A 19,421-nucleotide genomic window follows, 5' to 3' on the forward strand; every position below is an offset into this window, starting at 1 on the left:
TTTACCCCACCAGAGCATTGGGCAGTGAGCTGATAAGCGTGCAGCCGCAACCACACTTGTGGCCATGGAAAGCCACAGGAACTCCGCGATCGCGATAATTTGGGTTACCTTCGACAATAGTGGTATCACCATGCTCAGGGCAGGAAACACGGTCACCTTTACGGGCCACACCAATATCACCAAAAAGCATGGTCGTTGAGCAGGACAACACTGCACCACCGTGTGTGGTTTTGTCGCCGAGACGGATTATTCCTTGCATATACTTCCCTTGATATTATTTATAGTCAATAAGACTCAAACATCGATTTTGAAACTTCACTACCATTTTCAGAATGACCTTTATCGCTTGAATAATCAAAAGACACATCATTAATTTTAACAAGCTTGCCATTGTCGAATGAGTAAATAGTTTTACTATACTTCTCGCAGCAATCATCCTTTGAATCAAATACTATATTTTTAGTGAATGGTCTGTATGTCAACGTACCATTTACGCCGCTTAATACTTTCTGCTCCACAAAGCCTTTACTGGTTGAAATATACACACTCTGACTTCCATTATTTGGCCTATGATCAGTTCTGGCAATTACGTCATAAAAACCATCACCATTAACATCCATAAAATCGATGGTAGGAGTGTCAATAGATTCCGGCAAGGATATATTTTCAACTTTACCATTGAATTCCAACTTCAGTTCGGAACCACCATTCTCAGAATCAGATATTTTTACACCACTCAGTAGACCGTCTTTAAATGAATCATGAGCTAAAAGGGTTACAGGAAGGCATTTCTTCCCACACCACTGACCTTTGTATCCATCTACTGTATGTTTGAGCGTTATCACTGCTGTACTTTCACCTACTTTCTCATTCAATACAACCGAGTCGGCAGAGGACGTTCCGTTTAGCAAGATGTTTTTCTTGAATTTATTATAAATATAAACACCAGAATACGTCCCGCTGGATGCAGTAAGGCTCATTATGATGTTACCTTTCCCTATGGTGCCGTTATATAAGGAAGTTATCGTATATTCAGCATTAACTTCTTCGGACGCATTACAAAAAAAAGAAAACACATAAACAGACAATAATAGTATTTTTTTCATTTCGATCACTCCAGACCAAATGCATTCTTAGCTATCGATAATTTTGCCACTCGATCATCCATGTGGTTCGGTTCTTTAGCTTTGTCAGGATAATAAGGTTTCTTTTGTACAGCCCAGCCATTAACATAAACTGACACCCAGTATATATCATCTTTATCAGCCGAAATGTTTAACTTAGGTTTTATGTATCTCCAAAAGTAACCAGATGCTAGTGCCGCATACCTTGGGTTGTTTGAAAGGTGGCTAGCCTTAGCTGTTGTTGATGTTATATCGAATGAGTTGTCGTTAAGTTTGGTTCTTAGATACTGCTGACATTTTGTATAATTATCACGGCCTGTAATTTGTAATAACCCCCTCCCTTTAAACAAGGGACCATCTCCAGCTTGGTTATTACCTAAATCACTACGACCTTCGTAGGCTTTTCCTGATGCAGTTTCTTCAGTATATTTAAAGAAGCCCGTTTCATGAAGGATCTGTGCCATAAAATGCGCTTTTCTCAGAGGGGTATTTATTTCAAACAGCTTCATTGTTTCATTTAGAGGTTCAAGATAAATCTGTACATATTTTTCTTTGTCGGCAGGAAGCATTGCCTTTAATTGCTCGTAGGTGATCATTTCCTCGCCATCAGAAAGCGCATTCAAAAAAATCACCGGATGCATATGCCAGACAGGCGCACCACCACTTAATCCGTCCACCTTGCTCATCCATTCCATATCATCAAACCACTGTCTGACATAGCTGATACAGAGCGGATCCAGCTGTTTTAAAAATGTTCTCCACCGGTGATGGCTGCTGCCGCCAAACCACTCACTGTCGTGTCTGACCACCATTCGTGCCGCGATATCCCTGACATCAAGTTCCGCGTAATTCACCGCCTGGCGCAGTTCTTCGCCGGAAAGGTCACCACTGTTGTCACTGTCCATTTTCTGCAGGAGGGCTTTGTAGTAGTCAGAGACCTGTTTTTCCCGGATACCACGTTCAGGGCGTACCCACTCCGCCATTCTGGTGAACCCGTCCTTGATCCACCCTTCACGCAGGGATTTCGTCATATCGGATGTGGACGGCTCTTCAAATGCTTTAAAACCCAGTTTATCCAGGTCGTACTGGCCGATATCCGCATCGACATCGTCTTCGCTTACCCAGGCCCCGTCCCCGATATCAAACCAGCGCTTGCCGTTGCTGTCAGTGAACGGATGGCATTTGTCCTGCGGCATAATTTTGTGAATATCTTTCTTCACCTTACCTTCAGTTTTGGTGAAGGTATCCCCGGAACGGGCATAGACAGAACTCTCCGGGTGGATATGAACAAATTTCGGGCCGCTTTTCACCTGTGCCTTATTGCGCAGAAAATCGACCATCCGGCTGTCGGTACTGATTACTTCAATGTGTGCGGACGCACTTTTCTCCACACCGTGTAAGTCGCAGGGGGCAATGTCTTCCGCGAGGTAACCCACGGCATCACCAGCTGCAACTTCCATTCTGGTTGCCGGTTTAACGACGGTATCAAATGTGCCCTGCACTACAGCCTGCTGCATCCAGGCCGGCAGGTGTGCCCGCTGTTTACCGGCAGGTGTCATATATTGCGGGTCAAGCGACACCCAGAACGCCCCGCCGGTCATTTCGGATTTGCTGTTGAGCATCCGGGCAAGCCCGAACGTCTGTGTCTGTCCCTTCAGGTCGAAGGTGAGCTCACGCAGCACAATGACGCTGTCGCCCGTTTTCAGCTTATCCTTCGCAACCGGCGCCTTATCTCCGTCTTTTTCTTTGCCGGTGTATTCGCGCTGACTCAGCCCGTCCCCCTTGTCAGTAACCTGATACAGCTTGTGCTCCGGAAAGGCAGACAGCGGAGCAAGCCCGATATACAGCGAGTAAAAATCGAGGCTGTTGTCCTTTTTTTCGGGATCGGGGGTACAGGTCGATTTAACCAGCACAAACGTACCGGAATACTGCAGCGGGTTATTGATGTATTTACCGGTCAGATAGTCCTGATTAATGCGCCAGGCCACCACTTCGCCGCCCGCCATAAACTGAAGCGGCACCGTCGTCTCTGCCGTCTCCTTTGTCAGGACTGAGCCCGGGGCGCTCTTACGGGTGATGTGGATCCCGCCGTGCCACATGTTATTCGTTCCGGCCAGCCAGGAGCCGTGTGGCTCCTGACAGAGCGGCTGCATCATGTCATCCAGGGTGGCGTACTGCTCGCCATTCGCTTTTCGGGCAGGAAAACAGATTTTCATTCCGGTTATCCTTAACGTGAAGGGATATTACGTGTTTTAGGCGGCGTCACGCTGGCGTTTGTCTGGCTAAACCTGGGCGGCGTAATATCCATGCTGCCACCCGCCATCGGTGAGCGGTAATGCGCGGATTTGACCAGGTAATCTCCCGGGGTTTCTTCCAGAATGCCGCCGTTGTCCAGCGTGATACTGGAGCCGCCGCCGTTAAGTCGCAGTTTAGGCGCACTAATGAGCAGTTCATCCTTGTTACTGCTGATGGTAAACAGCAGCTCAGATGTCATCTCCATCGAACTCGCTTCAGCGCGGATCTCAACATCCCCCTGATTAGCAATCATCTTCGCCCCGGACTGATGAGCAAACAGCCCGACAGACTCACTGGCAGCCAGCGTGATGTTCTTCATTGCTCCCATATCCAGATGCTGACCTGCACTCAGGATGGTGTTCTGCTTGCTGGTCATCTGAAGATGCTCACCCGACGTGAACGCCACGCCCTGCGGTGCGCTGCCGAGTAGTGCCGCGGACTGAAGGTCTCTCAGGCGGTTTTCCAGCAGTCTGTTCTGGCTTTCGAGGTCACAGGTGAGTGCCTGAGCCTGCTGCGCAAGCAGATTGAGCCGCTTCATTTCGGCCGCTGACTGGTTCAGGCGTTCAATAGCCGGCGCCATATCCAGCATTTTGCCCTGTGCCGCCGGTTGGGCATCAGCAGTCAGGAACATCCCCCGTCCGGCACGCAGCGCCCCGTATTCATCGGTGCGCAGTTCAAAACCGGTTCCGCGGGGCTCACGCTCACTATCTACAACGTGACCGCCGTTGAGTTGCGTCTTGCCAAACGGCGTCGCCAGCTTGAAATGCTCTTCCTGACGCTTGTCCTCCAGACGGAATTTGTTGTCTCCGGCCGTACGCCAGATGTTGCGCGTGTGATTATCACGGGTGACGTGGTCCGGGTGTTCTGAATCGTGCTGAGCGTAGGCAATATACGGCCGGTCAGGGTCACCGCCGTCGAACATCACCGAGACTTCAGTGCCATCAAGCAGCGGGGAGTGGAAGCCGTAGGTATCCCCGGCATAAGGTTTCGCCAGGCGAAGCCAAAGGTAGGCATAGCCCTGTTCAGTGCTGTTGCGGTCAAAATCAAGCCGGACACGGTAGCGTCCCTGATTGTCGAGGTAAGCATAGGTGTCATGCTTTTCATCACTTTCCACCCGGGCAGGCAGGGAGCCGGCCACCACCGGGCGGTTCAACAGAGCCGGACGAAAACAGACCGTTTCGCTGTAAGGAATGCCCGTAAAGTGCAGTTGAAAGCCTTTGTCGCGTGCACCTGATGTGTGAATACTGGTGATGACGATGCCGTTCTTCAGCGAGTCAGGCAGCCCACTGCCCTGTGGCTCCAGTACTTCGCCCGGAGCCAGAACCGGCCTACTTGCGCGCCCCGTTACTGTTTGCTGGGCATTGAGGTAGCGCTCATGGCGCAGGCGAGCATACCAGGCACCGCTCTCAGGCGTTTCCGTATCCCCTTCACTCAGGAACGGCTCGGCATAGTGATACACCTCACCGGTGGTCGCCCCGCCCTCCTGGCGAACCGTCACCGAACTGTCCTGTGGGGCCAGCGCATCGCGGTAGTTATAGTCGCGGGTAGCCAGACTACCGGTGACCACGCGGTCTTTCGGCCGAATATCCCAGACGCTCTCCTGTCCGTTGTCGCTGGTGCGTGACGGCGGAATAATGGGCAGCTTTACACCAAACTGATACTGCATCTGACTGTCCTGGAAAATTACCACGTCCTGTTCAATGCGGCCATCCATCTCAAAGCGCCAGAAGATACCAACTTCGGCCAGCAGGCGCTGAACAAAAGCCAGGTCTGTCTCACGCCACTGGGTAATGAGCTCCCGGACCGGGTAGGCCTGCGACAGACGAAATTCAAAATCCGCTCCTTCCAGTCCGTGAGAGCGCAGTATCTGCTCAACCACTTCCGGTACGGACTGATTGAGATATACCGCGCATCGTTCGGTATGGTGCATCAGGGCAATACGCGGCACGAGTCGCAGGGCGTAGGTGATTTCATCGCCTGACACGGAGATCCGACGGAATGTATCCACCACGCCGTATACTGTGCGCACCGGCGCAGCCAGCGTGCCATCAAACAATGGCGTCTGAAAGGTGAAAGATGCCGGTTTCAGCATCACCTCATTGCTGGCAATGCTCGCCGCACAGGTGAAGGTGACATCGTAGTACCACGGCTGGCTCAGGGTTTCAGTGGCACGATAGCGCAGGACATCGAGAAAATGCGGGCAGTCATGGACGTCTAAGCGATAACGGGACAACCCCAGAGCTTCATTGATTTTCTTCTGTGCCAGACCGATAGCAGTATTACTCATCTCTTATCTCCCTTACAGAACACCAGCGACAATCAATTAATTATTGCCACTGAGGAAATCAATGCGCTCATTGGTCATTTTTGTCTGGCACTGATAAATTTCGATGCGGTGTTTCATATCAACACTATTCGATTCCGCATCCGACAATTTCCCGCACTTAGTAGTTTTTTCATTCACCCATGCCAGCTGTTCTTTTTTTAACGCATTTCGCGAAGAGTCCGGGAGTTCTCGCCAAACGGAATTCAGGTTGCGGTCTGAAATTTTATATTCGGCCTTAGCAGAATCCAGCGCACCTTTAAACTGAGCATGAATAATCTGGCTTTTATTAATGGACAATACACTGATATTGAAAAGGGCATCAGACAAATCTGTACGGTTAAACTCGCTGAAGATGACATCCTTACCATTGTCTGCAAGCTTAACGCTGTAACTGACATCACTCCAGACCACGCTTCCATTATTCAGTTTGCCATAGTTCCCTGTAATGGAATGCAAATAGTCTGGTTCGCTACTCACCACATCCAGTGTTTCCTGTGGCACCTTCACTGAGATAGTTGCGCTACAATTCAGACCATAGCTTCCATTACCAGACGTAGAGACATTACTGACGCCAACCACCAGGCTATTAAGCTTATTCTGATAGTCAGCAACGGGTTTGTCATAACTGTATCTGGATTTTGTCAGGTAATCACTTTGCAGCAGGCCTGAAGCATCACTGCTAAAAGAATCCGAAAGAGCTTTAACGGCGTCTTCTCTGCCACATTTAAAATCATCGGATGAACTAAACAATCCCGCATAAGCATTTGCTGTAAAGGTCAGAGCAATAGCCGCCGGGACAAATTTTTTAAACGTCATATATTTCTTCCTTTTTATTGGCAGTAACAGCAACATTCCGTTGCTAATAATAAATAATTCCGTTCTGCGTTATGATTTCGCGGCATTAAATTCAAGCACTATCCCCTCTTCGTCATTCCAGCCGAGCGTCAGGGAGTCCGGTTTCTGTTTCGCGGCCATGTGGGTCAGCAGTTGCTGGCTCAGCACCGGCAGGATTTGCTGGTTGAGCAGGCTGTCGACATTGCGCGCGCCGGTGTCCGGCAACAGGCAGGCGGCGGTCAGCGCGTCATACAGGCTGCCATCAATATGCGTGGTCAGGCCGTAGTGACGGTTCAGGCGCTTACTGACCTGTAACAGCTTCATTTCCACGATGGTGCGCATCGCCGCTTCGGCCAGCTGACGGTAAATCACGGTCTGGAAGCGGGCGAGCAGTGCCGGCTGGAAGTGGTCGCGTAAAATCGGGCGCAGCAGTTCGTGCAGGTCGCCTTCGGTGGATTCTGGTTGTTCGTCCAGCAACTGCATCAGGTGATCGCTGCCGAGATTAGAGGTCATCAGAATGACGGTGTTACGGAAGTCGATTTCACGTCCTTCGCCGTCGCGCATAAAGCCGCGGTCAAAGACCTGATAGAACAGGTTCATCACGTCGCGGTGGGCTTTTTCGACTTCATCGAGCAAAACCACACTATACGGGCGCTTGCGCACGGCTTCGGTCAGGATCCCTCCCTGGCCATAACCGACGTAACCCGGAGGGGAGCCCTTCAGCTGGGAAACCGTATGCGGCTCCTGGTATTCTGAGAGGTTAATCGTAATGAGTGACTTCTCACCGCCGTACATGACATCGGCCAGCGCAAGCGCGGTTTCGGTTTTCCCCACCCCGCTCGGTCCCACCAGCAGGAATACGCCCTGCGGGCCATTCTCGGAGGTGAGACCCGTTTTTGCCGCACGCAGACGCTGGGCGATGGCCTCGAGCGCCACATCCTGCCCGACGACACGTTTACTCATTTCATTTTCGAGGGTCAGCAGTTCGGTCTGCTCATCTTTCATCAGCGATGACAGCGGAACGCCTGTCCAGTCAGCAATCACGTTGGCAACGGTGCGTACGTCAACATCCACGGAGAGCAGCGGGTTGCTGTGCTGCATGCCGTTCAGTTCCTGCTGCAGCGCGCGCGTCTCGCTTTGACGGGAGAGGTCCTGGCGGCTTTCCAGCAGTTGTTCGGTGAGCTTCAGTTCCTGCCCGTACTGTGTTTCAAGCTCGTCGAGAGCAACGATAAGAGCGTTCTCTTCCTGCTCAATGACGGTCAGGCGTTCACCATGGCTCTGATTGCCGACAGCAATATCTTCCAGCAGCGCCTGCTTCTCCATTTCAAGAGAGGTAATCTGCGAGCGAATGCAGGTCAGCAGTTCCGGCACCGTGTCGAGGCTCATGCGGACGCGCGCTGCGGCGGTGTCGAGCAGATCAACCGCCTTATCCGGCAACTGGCGGCCCGTCAGATAGCGGCGGGAAAGCGTAACAGCAGCGCGCACCGCATCGTCGGTAATGTGCACGTTATGGTGCTCGGCGTAACGAGATTTCAAACCACGGAGCATCAGGCAGGCGGTGTCATCGTCAGGCTCATCGACTTTTACCATCTGGAAACGACGCTCCAGGGCCGCGTCGCGTTCGAAGTACTGCTTGTACTCGCTCCAGGTTGTGGCCGCAATCGTACGCAGTTCGCCACGCGCCAGCGCCGGTTTTAGCAGGTTCGCTGCATCGGCGCCTCCCGCCTGGTTGCCCGCGCCGATGATGGTATGCGCTTCATCAATAAATAGCAGGACCGGGGACGGGGATTGCTGCACCGCATCGATGACGTTTTTCAGCCGCTGTTCGAACTCGCCTTTCACGCCTGCACCGGCCTGCAGCAGGCCCAGGTCAAGGGTACGCAGAGTGACCGTTTTCAGTGATTCAGGCACATTACCCTCGGCAATACGCAATGCCAGACCTTCAACCAGTGCGGTTTTCCCTACGCCCGGCTCACCGACCAGAATCGGGTTGTTTTTGCGGCGACGAGAGAGGATATCCACCATCTGACGGATTTCTGTGTCACGGCCAAACACCGGATCGATCTTCCCTTCCTTCGCTTTGGCGGTGACATCGAGGGTGAATTTATCCAGCGTGTTCTGCAGCGCAGGGCTCAGTTCCCCCTCTTTCATTTCCACACCAGCCGGACGCCCGACAAACTCCACCTCACCACCGTGGTTCTGTGCCAGCTCGGCTTCGCGCTGCATTTCCGGACGCTCATCCGATTGCGCATCCAGCAACGGTCGCAGGCGCTCCAACTGGCTCTGAGCAAGCGTTAACAACGGCCAAAGGCCGTCACAACGTGCCAGTTTTGGTTTTTCCACCAGGGCCATCAGCAGATGAATGCTGCGAATGTGCTCTTCGCCATTGAGTGAGGCAAGTAGCCAGGCCTGCTGCATCAGAGTCTGGATGTCATCAGAGAGCTGGGGCCGATGGCGCACGGAGCGAGGTTGTCTGTCGAGCCAGCCAAGTAAATCCTGCCAGATGCCATCCATATCCCATTCATAGCGACGCGCCAACACCGTCAGGTCACCTTCCCCCTGCTCCAGCAGCTTCAGCAGCCAGTGCTCCGGCAGAATTTCGGCATGGGCACGGGTCTGACAGAGCGAAGCTGCGCCTTCCATCGCTCGGGCACAGTAAGGGTTCAGACGACGTAACAGGATGGCTGGATTTTCCATGAGATTCTCTCTTTGTCGGTTCCTGGACACGCTACCGCCCCTCGCTGTTCACCAAAGCGCATAAGGTCAGGCAGGCAGATTGTTTTTTCTTTGCTGAGTGCCCGCATCTCAGGCACTCAGCAAAAAACTGCGGACAGGAAAACCTGCCCGCATCAGGATTACGCCGTGGCGCGTTCGTTCCAGGAATCGGAATGAATGATGTTGCCGTCTTTGTAGGTCCAGGTGATTTTTTCGTAACGCAGTTCAACGCGTTCAAGGTGGTTGTGCTTCTCTTTAGAAGGATCCTTGATGTCATACATTTCAGGATTCACTTTCACTACCTTCACGTTTTCCAGTTTGGTGTTGAAGTACTCCACTTCCTGGCCCGCGTCGTTGATTTTGTACCACTTGAATTCAGCGGATTTCAGGGTCTGACCGGTTGTCACCGCCTTGTACAGATACGGGCTGGAGGAATCAATTTCCTTCGTGAACAGGAACGGCGTGTGGATACGGGTGCCGGTCAGCTTGCCGGTGTTGTTGTCGGTTGGGATGTACAGGTTATGCTCCTGTGCAACCACCTCGATGCTACCGTCACGATCCTGAACGTCCACAGACCCTTTGATGTCCGCACCGCCGTCGTCTTTCAGCCAAAGATAAACAGGAATTGCCATGGAATTACTCTCCATTGTGTAGTGATGCGCCATCATCCTGCGATGACGCCTGGGTGTGGCCCGGTATCTGACAGGCATTGGCCTGCGGTACCAGACTGATTTCGACACGGCGGTTGAGCGCGCGGCCCTCCGGGGTGTCATTGGTTGCGACAGGACGGCTTGCGCCATAGCCCTGCACCGCAAAACAGCTTTCTGGCACGTCGCCCGTGTCCCGCATCCAGTCGCGTACCGCTTCGGCGCGTTTCAGAGACAACGTCTGGTTCAGCAGTGCATTACCGGTGTTATCCGTGTGACCCGCGACGACAATCAGCCAGCCCGGCTTGGCCTTAATGCCGACCAGAGAATTGACCAGCATTTTGGTGGAGCCGGTTTTCAGCATGAATTTGCCGGAATCGAACAGCGACATACTGTCAAGACGGACAATTTTCGGTACCGGCGTTGGCTTCGGTTTTGGTGGTGGCGGTGGAGGTACATAAGTATCTATGGCCTGCTGCACCGCCAACCACAGGCGGTTGCCAGAATAAAGTCCTAGCCCGTAACGATGGGGTTCTCCCTGACGCTGCCAGCGCTCCAGCAACAATGCGTCCTGCTGCAGGGCAAGCAGGGCCTGAGCTTTCGGGACATAGTGGTTCATTGGGATAACCTGCCAGCGCTGAAGATCGGCGCTGACCTTACGGATAAGCGACAGGTTATGCCGCACGGACAGGACAATGGCACCGAGGGCGCATAACAGCAGAACTATCACAACCCGACGACCGGTTTTCCCACCCTGCAATGGGGTAGTATAAGGGGCCAGCAGAGGGAGTACCGAATCGGCAAAATGCCAGCGCGGCTCATACACCGTGACATGACAAGCAGGTGCTATGCGGGTCTGGCGGAACAATAATTGTGGCCACAGCGCGGCTGTCGAGGTGAATACCGACCCGAGACGCATGGTCACTGCAAATGGTCGTATGGCCGGATACAGCCTGTCCGCTTTGCCCAGTTCATTCAGCATCACGGAGTGAAGCAGCGTTGTCGCCTGAGTCAGATAAGGCTGAATAAAGGCCGCCTGCGGGGACTGCTGCCATTCACTGAGGGTGACGGCAGATTCGTCTTCCGGACACACCAGGGCTGTATCTCCCCGCACCACTATCCAGGGTGTTTCCGGACCGCTGAATTCGGTGCTCAGGACAACCGGCACACTATAGCCGGTCAGGTCCCGCAACTGCTTCATCTGCAGGCGCAACGCCTTCAGGGAAGCGCGCAACAGTGCCTCATCTTCATGCTGGTCCGGCAGACAGCGGAACATTACAGCGAGCTGGCCTGCCATCGTCGGGGTGCGGGCCAGCAGACGCTCTGCAAACGGCGTGAGTCCGACCAGTTCCGTTATCCGGATATACCAGCCCTGCGCTGTACCCCGGCACGAGCTTGCCGCAAATATGGCATCATCCACATCCCCACAAACCAACACCACCGGTCCGGTATGGCTTTCTGGCGGGAAGTTACCAGCTTCATCGATCTGCTGTGCAGGCTGCCTTTGACGGTAACGCCGACAGATAAGGGCAGTTGAAGTCAGTAAAAGGAGCAGCGTCAGAACCGATTTTCCTGCGACTGGCCATGTGAGAAATCCCCATAACAACCACAACACCGCGGTAAGGCACAGCAATACCGGTACGGCAGCCCGGGCAAGTGTTCGTCCATGCATCAGGGTTGCTCCGGAAGTTGCTGGTGCAGCAGGTCCTGCAGCCACAAATGACCGCCCAGCCACACAACACCAGTCAGGATCACCGCCAGCACAATCCAGAACCAGACGGAACGCAGCAGGTTGTAACGACGCCGTCCGGTCTTCTGCACTACCAGGGAGGAGCCGGTTCCAAGCGGAGGCACACGCTCATTCAGTGCTGCAATAACCTCATCACGACGGGACTGCACAACGCCGGACAACCGGTACTGCCCCTGGAAACCAAGCGCCAGCACCCGCTGGTAACAGGTCAGCACCGCAGGTTCAGGCGCAGGATGTCGCAGTATCTCCGCGATACGGTCATAGAGCGCTTCACCAGCACGCAATGAGCCAAAGTACAGCGCTTGCAGCGGGGCTGAACGCCAGGCTATCTGCCCCGCGTCCAGCGTGGTGATGTTCAGCAGGTCACGGGACATTTCATCGGTGGGAAAACTTTCTGTGGCGTCTGTTCTGATGACATCCGCTACAGCAGTTTTCGGCTCCGGCCTGCGGTTCAGAACAGTTTCATCCAGCAGGGCACATTGCGCGTAGGTAATGTGATCGATACTTTCAGTATCAAAGCCTGCCCTGTCCAGCGCCTCGCGCACACTTTCAACCTGCGCTTTACACGCGGCATATAGTGCCGGGCCGTCCGTTATCTGCCCGCCATGACGCAATTGCGCCACGGTGAGCCAGGTTTCTGCCAACAGGGCATCAATGTCGAAGTCCTTTATCATGAGCGCAGCACCGCAAACAGTTCCAGCTCAAGTTCGCCGAGCACGGACGGGACATAGAAGGCGCAGACCCCCTGATCTAGCATTTCACGGGCGGCAGCACATTCCATATCCAGCACAAAGTACTGGTTTTCCAGACGCACCGGCAGCGCAGCAGGCACACGGCTCAGAGCAATGAGGCCAATACCTTCAACAGCCAGACCGGACACTTCGCCTACGCTTGCTGGGGCACCGGCAATACAGACTTTTGCGAAGCGCTCTGCAATCTGCCAGAGTGGCTGATTTGTTCGAACGGAAAGATAGAAATCGGCCTCATCGCGCAGACGAATATCGTGCAGCACCGCTTTCCAGGTTTCCGGATCCATGCGCTCCATACGGACAGCCACCACACGTGACGGAAGGCTGGATTCCAGCAGTTCGCTGATAAGGTCAAAGAGTGGCGGGAATGTTTTCTCCGGCGCACTGTGCTCATAACCCGGAATGGCATCCAGATCGTGATCAAGTGAGAAGGTCAGCATACTGCCGGCAAGACGCGCCAGCTCGACCCAGACCTGCTCAGGATGTCTGTCAGGGAAACGCTCATACTCAGAGAGCACCCTCGCATGAGAATTCAGTGCATTCAGCAGCCAGAAAAGCGAAACATCAGCGACAGCAAAATCAGCCATCCTGTCGTTGCTCTCTCGACGCATTGACATCAGACGCTGGCGGCGGGAACGCAACTGGCGATTAAGTAATGCCAGGCGCTCACACAAATTATGACTTGCCGAGAACATCGCCATAGGCGGGATAAAATCCGGATCCTGACGCCAGCTCCCCTCCCCGTCCTGCATCAGACGGGCAATGGCGCAGGTATCCCAGGCACTGTTATCTTCATGCCCGAAACGGAATGCCAGATTAAAGCGGGCCACAGCCATCGACTCTTCTTCCTGACCGAAACGATCAGCGATCGTTTCCCAGGCTTCCCGATAGCGCAGCGGACGCTCTGCTGGTACCTTGTCCGTCTGCACATTTACGATCCCGGCCTGCATCACCGGTAACGCCACATACACCGTTACCTGGACATTGCTGGCAGAAGTCGGTGCCTCGATTTCACGCGGCTCCGGTGGCAGGTCGCTGAACCGGGTATCAACCAGCGTGTCATCCGGGAGCCAGAGACGAAGCGACTGTGCCTGCACGCGGCCAGAGGCCAGCATCGCGTCATCCAGCTCAACCCGCCCAACGCCCCAGGGGAAGGCATTTCCGCGGGCGGCAATACCGGCCCGGGAAAATGCATCCCATTCAGACTGCTGCTGGAACTGCTGAGGGGCCAGAAGCGCCCCTTCATTCCATAACGGACGATGAATTTTCATCCCTGATCACCCCTCGCCTTACGATTTCGCTTTCGGCATCTGGGAAACCAGCGACAGGTTGACGTCCATCCCTTCCACCTGGAAGTGCGGAATCGCATACAATTTCACGCGGAAGAAGCCCGGGTTATCCTCAATATCTTCCACCACCACTTTTGCATCACGCAGTGGATGAGATGCCTGAAGTTCGTCGCCCGGATCGGTCATTTCGGTCACCAGACTGCGGACCCAGGTGTTCAGCTCAAGCTCCAGCAGTCGGCGATCCTTGGTGGTACCGATGTTCTCGCGCTGAATCAGCTTCAGGTAGTGGGCGATACGCGACAGCAGGAAGATGTACGGCAGGCGGGCGTTGATGCGGCTGTTGGCCGTTGCATCTGCGGTGTCATACAGCGCCGGTTTCTGGGCGGAGTTGGCTGAGAAGAAGCAGGCATAGTCGCGGTTTTTATAGTAGGACAAAGGAATAAAGCCCAGATTTGCGAACTCGAATTCACGCGTTTCAGGGATCATGACCTCAGACGGAATTTTTACCTGATTGCCGGTACCCAGGTCATACAGATGGATAGGCAGATCCTGAACCGCACCGCCAGCCTGCGGGCCACGGATTTGTACACACCAGCCATTATTGATGAAGCTACGCACCATATTGGACGCGAAGGCAAACGACGCATTCGTCCACAGGTATTTGTCGTGATCCGGACCTTTGACTTCTTCAACATAGTTAAAGCTGCGAACCGGAACGGTATCCGGGCCATACGGTAAACGTCCCAGTACGCGGGGCATCACCAGACCAATGTAGCGAGCGTCGTCCGTATCGCGGAACGATTTCCACTTGATGTACTCTGCGCGGTCAAAATAGTTACCAATATCTTTAATCGCCGCGACGTCTTCCATGGACTCCTTAAGGAAGAATTTCGGGCCTGCCGAGCCGATAAATGGCATATGTGCAGCCGCAGATACTTTAGAGATGTTGCGCAGCAGAGCGACATCCTGCGCTGAAGCATCGAACTCATAAGCGGAAATCAGCGCCGCAATCGGCTCGCCGCCCGGGGTATCGTATTCATCAATGTAGGCGTGTTTATAGAGACCACTCTGGATAATTTCCGGGCTGTCTTCAAAGTCCTGGCGAAGGTCTTCTTTAGACATGCTCAGAAGCTCAATTTTTACGTTCTGGCGAAAATCCGTTTTATCAACCAGCGACTTCACGCCGCGCCACAGGCTCTCAACCGCCTGAAATTCTTCATGGTGCATAACGGCGTCGAGCTGGCGGCTTATCTGGTAATCGAGCTCAGCGATGTGGTGATCGATCAGGCTTTTATCCAGTTTTTCGACCTTCGAGCCTGCCTTGGTCAGGCATTCCAGAAAGACCTGCATACCTGCGGTGAGACGCTCGTCAGCGGTCGCATCCGACATCGCCTGCGCATCTTGCCAGATATCCAGCGCGCTCAGTTCGGAGACTGGGTTCAGATTGATTTTTTCAAACAGTGAAGCGTATACCCCACCCACAGCAGGGCGTTCCAGCACCACGCTTTCCCCGCCAGCAGTATTATTTTGTACAGACATGAGCATTCCTTGATTAATCCGTTAAAACAGCATGATGGTTAAGGTTTTTTTGAAGCCAGTGCGGATAGTTCATTTCGCAACTCAGCACTAAGTGACTGGTCAAGAACGATTTTTTCCAGCTCTTTTCGGAAAGTCTGGTTATCCAGCAGGTTGGCTTTCAGATCGCGGAGCAAGTTGCGCATTGCCAGCATCGCCTTCAGCTGTGGAATTTGGGCAGCCACCTGCTCTGGCGTGAAATCTTTCATGCTCTGGAAAGTCAGCTGAATGTTGTCCTCACCACCATCGTCAGACAGCGTATTTTTAACGGCCAGGTTAACTTTTGGGGAATATTCGGAAAGAACGCTGTCAAAATTATTTTTGGTGATGTTAATCTTTTCGCGTTCAGATATTGTCGCAGATTCCTGCCCATTACTGAAATCACCCGCAACAAGCAATTTCAAGGGTAATTCCATTTTCTTGCTTGCTCCGCCAGTATGCAGGTCAAGCTTCAGGTTAATACGTGCCTTAGGCACCTCATTCTGAAAACTGTCAGCCATCTAATCATCCCTCTTTGTTTTACTATGCCAACTTCACGGTATCGTTCTTGATGCGCAATAATAGAATAATGATCGGAACAAAATCAAATACACAGATCATTAATCCGATACAAGAATTTTCTTAAGAATTTTCCACTAAGACATTATCGTAAATAGGACAACTAAATCAGGAAAAGAAACTGCTCTTTTCGCACAAATCGAATATTTGTATCGCAGAAGGGGTTGTAGCCAGAGAGATGTTTATAAAAACATCATGTTTTGATTTGCATCACAGCATAACGTCAAAAAGCGCGAAAGAACGACAATATCTTATTGCGGCACGATTAAAAGAAGACAGGAATGGATGAAAGCAGATGGCTATTCCATTGATGGTATGAATAACGCTTAAGAATTTTCACGAAGAAATTTCTTATTTATTATGCGGAGGAATAAATAAAGGCGTAAATGTTTAATTTGGCGCAAATCAACAATACCGTTTTTTTTCTTTACGCCTTCCCTATGAGCGCTAACGCTTTTGCCTTCCGCTCAGGCAGGAAAGGCGCTTTCATGCGACTGCCTATAAAATCTGTAAAATCAACCACCTTCCGAACTGTCGCTTTTTTAATCAAAAACGAGTAATAGCACATATCGTATAACGGTGCTACATTACGCCGCCCGCCCAAATCAGCAGTGGCCAGGCAACGCCGTAAAGTTCGGTAAAGCCTGCAACCATCACCTTGAAGAACGGTCTTATCGGCACGTCGTATCGCAAACTCTGCGCTACCTTTACAGGCTTCACATAGGTTTCACTATTTTGTCTCAATCCAAATTTCAACGCGCGTTTTTACACCCGCGTTACTGGTTTACATGGTTTGGTCTTGGCGTTCTCTGGCTGCTGGTTCAACTTCCGTACCCTGTACTGCGTTTGCTGGGGTCGAAACTGGGCAGCGCTTCACGCGTCTTCCTGAAACGTCGCGAATCTATCGCGCGGAAAAATATTGAGCTTTGCTTTCCGCAGTACAATGCCGAAGAGCGCGAGAAGCTCATCGCTGAAAACTTTAAGTCTATCGGCATGGCGCTGCTTGAAACCGGCATGGCCTGGTTCTGGCCGGATGAGCGTGTCCGTAAGTGGTTTGATGTAGAAGGACTGGATAACCTGCAACGCGCGCAGATGCAAAAACGCGGCGTGATGGTCGTCGGCGTTCACTTTATGTCGCTGGAACTGGGTGGCCGCGTGATGGGCCTGTGCCAGCCAATGATGGCGACCTATCGACCACACAACAGTGCACTGATGGAGTGGGTCCAGACGCGTGGCCGCATGCGTTCCAATAAGGCGATGATCAGCCGTAATAACCTGCGCGGTATGGTCGGTGCCCTGAAGAAAGGTGAAGCCGTCTGGTTTGCACCCGATCAGGATTATGGGCGTAAAGGCAGCAGCTTTGCGCCTTTCTTTGCGGTTAAAGATGTTGCGACGACTAACGGCACCTTTGTCATTTCTCGTTTGTCAGGCGCCTCAATGCTGACCGTAACGATGGTGAGAAAAGCAGATAAATCAGGCTATCGTCTGCACATCTCTCCTGAAATGGCTAACTATCCGGAAAACGAGTGCGAAGCCGCGGCGTTTATCAATAAAGTCATCGAAACTGAAATCATGCGTGCGCCAGAGCAGTATCTGTGGATGCATCGTCGTTTCAAAACCCGCCCTCTTGGCGAAGCCTCGCTCTATATTTAAGCCTTTCATTAAGGTTAGTTTCGCTAAGAAACTAACCTTTTCAATCACCTGTCATCCCGTTGAGAAATCGTCTTTCATTGCGTCGCCCAAAGTGAATTTATTGCGATGCGAAATCAAACTGTCGCCGTTCCACGACACTCGTAAGTAACGGAAATTATTTAAAAAAATCCCTCTTGTCACCCCTCATTTTTAGGCGTACATTAGCGCCGTCTGGCAACAGGAAAGCACAGAATTCTGAGCTGGAGTGAGCGGCGTAACGGGAAAATTCTCATTTCCGTTTTGACCGGATTTCAGTTCTCTATAATCAGGTGGACTCTGTTTTTAAATGCGTACCACAAGATACGCGGAGCGATGAAACGTGAAATATTTCTTTATGGGCATTTCGGTGATTGTTTTAGTCTGGGCCGGAACCTTTGCCCTGATGATCTAGTGAAGAACATGCAGTCAAAAAAACAGGAGCCATCGGCTCCTGTTTTTTTATGTCATGTCGACGCGGGATGTTCAGACACGCTCTTCGACGAAAGAAGGCCGTCGGCCCGGAACATACTCTTGATGCCCCTCACCGCCTGACGAATGCGGTCGCTGTTTTCAATCAGGGCAAATCGCACATGGGTGTCGCCATAATCACCAAAGCCAATGCCCGGTGATACGCACACCTTCGCATCCTGCAGCAGCTTTTTGGCAAACTCCAGCGATCCCATCGCCGCGTACGGCTCCGGAATTTTTGCCCAGACGTACATAGACGCCTTCGGCATTTCCACCATCCAGCCCGCTTCATGCAAGCCCTTTACCAGCACGTCACGGCGGCGCTTATACTGGGCGGCAATCTCGTGAACGCACTGCTGGTCGCCTTCCAGGGCAGCAATAGCCGCGACCTGTAGCGGCGTGAAGGTACCATAGTCGTGGTAACTCTTAATGCGCGCCAGTGCGCTCACCAGCGTTTTGTTACCCACCATAAAACCTATACGCCAGCCTGCCATGTTGTAGCTTTTTGACAGCGTAAAGAACTCGACCGCCACGTCACGCGCGCCCGGAACCTGCATGATGGAAGGCGCTTTCCAGCCGTCATAAACAATGTCAGCGTAGGCTAAATCATGAACCACCAGCACGTCATACCGCTTGGCAAGGGCGACGACTTTCTCGAAGAAATCGAGCTCCACGCACTGGGCGGTTGGGTTTGACGGGAAACCGAGGATCATCATCTTCGGTTTCGGATAACTTTCGCGAATCGCACGCTCAAGTTCGTTAAAGAAATCGACACCTTCCACCAGCGGAACGGAACGGACCTGCGCCCCGGCAATCACCGCGCCATATATGTGGATCGGGTAGCTTGGATTAGGCACCAGCACCGTATCACCATGATCCAGCGTGGCCAACATCAGGTGTGCCAGCCCCTCTTTCGAGCCGATGGTGACAATCGCTTCACTTTCCGGATCGATATCAACCTGATAGCGATCCTGATACCAACGCGAGATCGCGCGACGTAATCTGGGAATACCGCGAGAGGTCGAGTAGCCGTGCGTATCCGGACGCTGGGCAACCGTGCAGAGCTTTTCAACGATATGCGGCGGCGTTGGGCCGTCAGGGTTACCCATGCTGAAATCAATAATATCTTCGCCGCGCCGACGCGCAGCCATTTTCAGTTCAGCAGTGATATTGAAAACATAAGGGGGGAGACGATCGATACGCGTAAAACGGCGTTCAGGACTGAATTCAGCCATAGATTCCTCAGATTTACGTTAGCGCCCGGACCGTCCGAGCGACGCTGCCACCGATGTGGCATGCTTAGAAAATAACCTGAAAAAAATCATGCTGTCGAGAGGGAAATGAAAAAAAAGCGATCGCCTGAAAAACGGAACCCGGCAGTGCCAAAAAGCGGAAGCCCCTGATTCCGGGTTAGCTTTCT

16 protein-coding genes are annotated in these 19,421 nt (G+C 52.6%); 2 read left to right on the plus strand and 14 right to left on the minus strand.

Translation table 11 applies throughout. From position 1 onward, the window contains the following. Window position 1 precedes the first annotated feature (1 nt). The 13 genes from F3J31_RS05445 to F3J31_RS05505 all read right to left on the minus strand — a co-directional run bounded on the left by F3J31_RS05445 (window position 2) and on the right by F3J31_RS05505 (window position 16,582). A complete protein-coding gene (locus tag F3J31_RS05445; protein WP_072000524.1) occupies window positions 2-259 on the minus strand; it encodes a PAAR domain-containing protein in 258 nt (85 codons plus the stop codon). A 25-nt stretch (window positions 260-284) separates the two neighbouring features. Then, window positions 285-1,106: a hypothetical protein gene (locus F3J31_RS05450; RefSeq protein ID WP_240152741.1), complete on the minus strand. Its 822-nt coding sequence runs from the start codon at window positions 1,104-1,106 to the stop codon at window positions 285-287. A gap of 5 nt (window positions 1,107-1,111) precedes the next feature. After that, window positions 1,112-3,340 carry a hypothetical protein gene (locus F3J31_RS05455; RefSeq protein ID WP_240152742.1) on the minus strand — a complete coding sequence of 743 codons (2,229 nt, stop codon included), beginning with the start codon at window positions 3,338-3,340 and terminating at the stop codon, window positions 1,112-1,114. Window positions 3,341-3,351: 11 nt separating this feature from the next. Then, the gene (gene vgrG, locus F3J31_RS05460; protein ID WP_167211783.1) at window positions 3,352-5,706 is read right to left on the minus strand and encodes a type VI secretion system Vgr family protein; all 2,355 of its coding nucleotides are present in this window, start codon (window positions 5,704-5,706) and stop codon (window positions 3,352-3,354) included. A 36-nt stretch (window positions 5,707-5,742) separates the two neighbouring features. Then, window positions 5,743-6,561, minus strand: coding sequence for a lysozyme inhibitor LprI family protein (locus F3J31_RS05465; protein ID WP_167211786.1), 819 nt, complete (start codon window positions 6,559-6,561; stop codon window positions 5,743-5,745). 69 nt (window positions 6,562-6,630) lie between these two features. Then, a complete protein-coding gene (tssH, locus tag F3J31_RS05470) occupies window positions 6,631-9,276 on the minus strand; it encodes a type VI secretion system ATPase TssH (RefSeq protein ID WP_167211789.1) in 2,646 nt (881 codons plus the stop codon). Window positions 9,277-9,434: 158 nt separating this feature from the next. After that, window positions 9,435-9,926: a type VI secretion system effector Hcp gene (gene hcp / locus F3J31_RS05475; protein WP_039339792.1), complete on the minus strand. Its 492-nt coding sequence runs from the start codon at window positions 9,924-9,926 to the stop codon at window positions 9,435-9,437. A gap of 4 nt (window positions 9,927-9,930) precedes the next feature. Beyond that, window positions 9,931-11,613 carry an OmpA family protein gene (locus F3J31_RS05480; protein ID WP_167211792.1) on the minus strand — a complete coding sequence of 561 codons (1,683 nt, stop codon included), beginning with the start codon at window positions 11,611-11,613 and terminating at the stop codon, window positions 9,931-9,933. Continuing rightward, a complete protein-coding gene (gene tssL / locus F3J31_RS05485) occupies window positions 11,613-12,365 on the minus strand; it encodes a type VI secretion system protein TssL, short form (protein WP_167211795.1) in 753 nt (250 codons plus the stop codon). The genes F3J31_RS05480 and tssL overlap by 1 nt, the downstream gene beginning before the upstream one ends. Next, a complete protein-coding gene (gene tssK / locus F3J31_RS05490; RefSeq protein ID WP_167211799.1) occupies window positions 12,362-13,711 on the minus strand; it encodes a type VI secretion system baseplate subunit TssK in 1,350 nt (449 codons plus the stop codon). The genes tssL and tssK overlap by 4 nt, the downstream gene beginning before the upstream one ends. Window positions 13,712-13,729: 18 nt before the next feature. Further along, the gene (gene tssC / locus F3J31_RS05495; RefSeq protein WP_045909385.1) at window positions 13,730-15,274 is read right to left on the minus strand and encodes a type VI secretion system contractile sheath large subunit; all 1,545 of its coding nucleotides are present in this window, start codon (window positions 15,272-15,274) and stop codon (window positions 13,730-13,732) included. A 32-nt stretch (window positions 15,275-15,306) separates the two neighbouring features. Continuing rightward, window positions 15,307-15,804 (minus strand): type VI secretion system contractile sheath small subunit, encoded by a 498-nt coding sequence (tssB, locus tag F3J31_RS05500; protein WP_045909386.1) that lies wholly within the window; start codon window positions 15,802-15,804, stop codon window positions 15,307-15,309. Window positions 15,805-16,444: 640 nt separating this feature from the next. After that, window positions 16,445-16,582, minus strand: coding sequence for a hypothetical protein (locus F3J31_RS05505; RefSeq protein ID WP_159427010.1), 138 nt, complete (start codon window positions 16,580-16,582; stop codon window positions 16,445-16,447). A gap of 12 nt (window positions 16,583-16,594) precedes the next feature. On the opposite strand from F3J31_RS05505, the gene lpxP reads away from it, so the two are divergent. After that, entirely contained in the window at window positions 16,595-17,515 is a 921-nt protein-coding gene (gene lpxP, locus F3J31_RS05510) for a kdo(2)-lipid IV(A) palmitoleoyltransferase (RefSeq protein WP_111967611.1), read from the plus strand. Window positions 17,516-17,873: 358 nt separating this feature from the next. After that, window positions 17,874-17,945: a membrane protein YpdK gene (gene ypdK / locus F3J31_RS23525; RefSeq protein ID WP_099458937.1), complete on the plus strand. Its 72-nt coding sequence runs from the start codon at window positions 17,874-17,876 to the stop codon at window positions 17,943-17,945. Window positions 17,946-17,997: 52 nt separating this feature from the next. On the opposite strand, the gene alaC is transcribed toward ypdK, so the two are convergent. After that, window positions 17,998-19,236 carry an alanine transaminase gene (gene alaC, locus F3J31_RS05520; RefSeq protein ID WP_048029637.1) on the minus strand — a complete coding sequence of 413 codons (1,239 nt, stop codon included), beginning with the start codon at window positions 19,234-19,236 and terminating at the stop codon, window positions 17,998-18,000. Window positions 19,237-19,421: the final 185 nt, after the last annotated feature.

This window comes from Enterobacter sp. Acro-832 (genome assembly GCF_011752745.1).
Taxonomy (GTDB): domain Bacteria; phylum Pseudomonadota; class Gammaproteobacteria; order Enterobacterales; family Enterobacteriaceae; genus Enterobacter; species Enterobacter quasiroggenkampii.

What these genes read in the sequence shown, in the direction of transcription:
- F3J31_RS05445 (WP_072000524.1), bottom strand. Translation starts at nt 259, where the DNA reads ATGCAAGGAATAATCCGTCTCGGCGACAAAACCACACACGGTGGTGCA.
- F3J31_RS05450 (WP_240152741.1), bottom strand. Translation starts at nt 1,106, where the DNA reads ATGAAAAAAATACTATTATTGTCTGTTTATGTGTTTTCTTTTTTTTGT.
- F3J31_RS05455 (WP_240152742.1), bottom strand. Translation starts at nt 3,340, where the DNA reads ATGAAAATCTGTTTTCCTGCCCGAAAAGCGAATGGCGAGCAGTACGCC.
- vgrG (WP_167211783.1), bottom strand. Translation starts at nt 5,706, where the DNA reads ATGAGTAATACTGCTATCGGTCTGGCACAGAAGAAAATCAATGAAGCT.
- F3J31_RS05465 (WP_167211786.1), bottom strand. Translation starts at nt 6,561, where the DNA reads ATGACGTTTAAAAAATTTGTCCCGGCGGCTATTGCTCTGACCTTTACA.
- tssH (WP_167211789.1), bottom strand. Translation starts at nt 9,276, where the DNA reads ATGGAAAATCCAGCCATCCTGTTACGTCGTCTGAACCCTTACTGTGCC.
- hcp (WP_039339792.1), bottom strand. Translation starts at nt 9,926, where the DNA reads ATGGCAATTCCTGTTTATCTTTGGCTGAAAGACGACGGCGGTGCGGAC.
- F3J31_RS05480 (WP_167211792.1), bottom strand. Translation starts at nt 11,613, where the DNA reads ATGCATGGACGAACACTTGCCCGGGCTGCCGTACCGGTATTGCTGTGC.
- tssL (WP_167211795.1), bottom strand. Translation starts at nt 12,365, where the DNA reads ATGATAAAGGACTTCGACATTGATGCCCTGTTGGCAGAAACCTGGCTC.
- tssK (WP_167211799.1), bottom strand. Translation starts at nt 13,711, where the DNA reads ATGAAAATTCATCGTCCGTTATGGAATGAAGGGGCGCTTCTGGCCCCT.
- tssC (WP_045909385.1), bottom strand. Translation starts at nt 15,274, where the DNA reads ATGCTCATGTCTGTACAAAATAATACTGCTGGCGGGGAAAGCGTGGTG.
- tssB (WP_045909386.1), bottom strand. Translation starts at nt 15,804, where the DNA reads ATGGCTGACAGTTTTCAGAATGAGGTGCCTAAGGCACGTATTAACCTG.
- alaC (WP_048029637.1), bottom strand. Translation starts at nt 19,236, where the DNA reads ATGGCTGAATTCAGTCCTGAACGCCGTTTTACGCGTATCGATCGTCTC.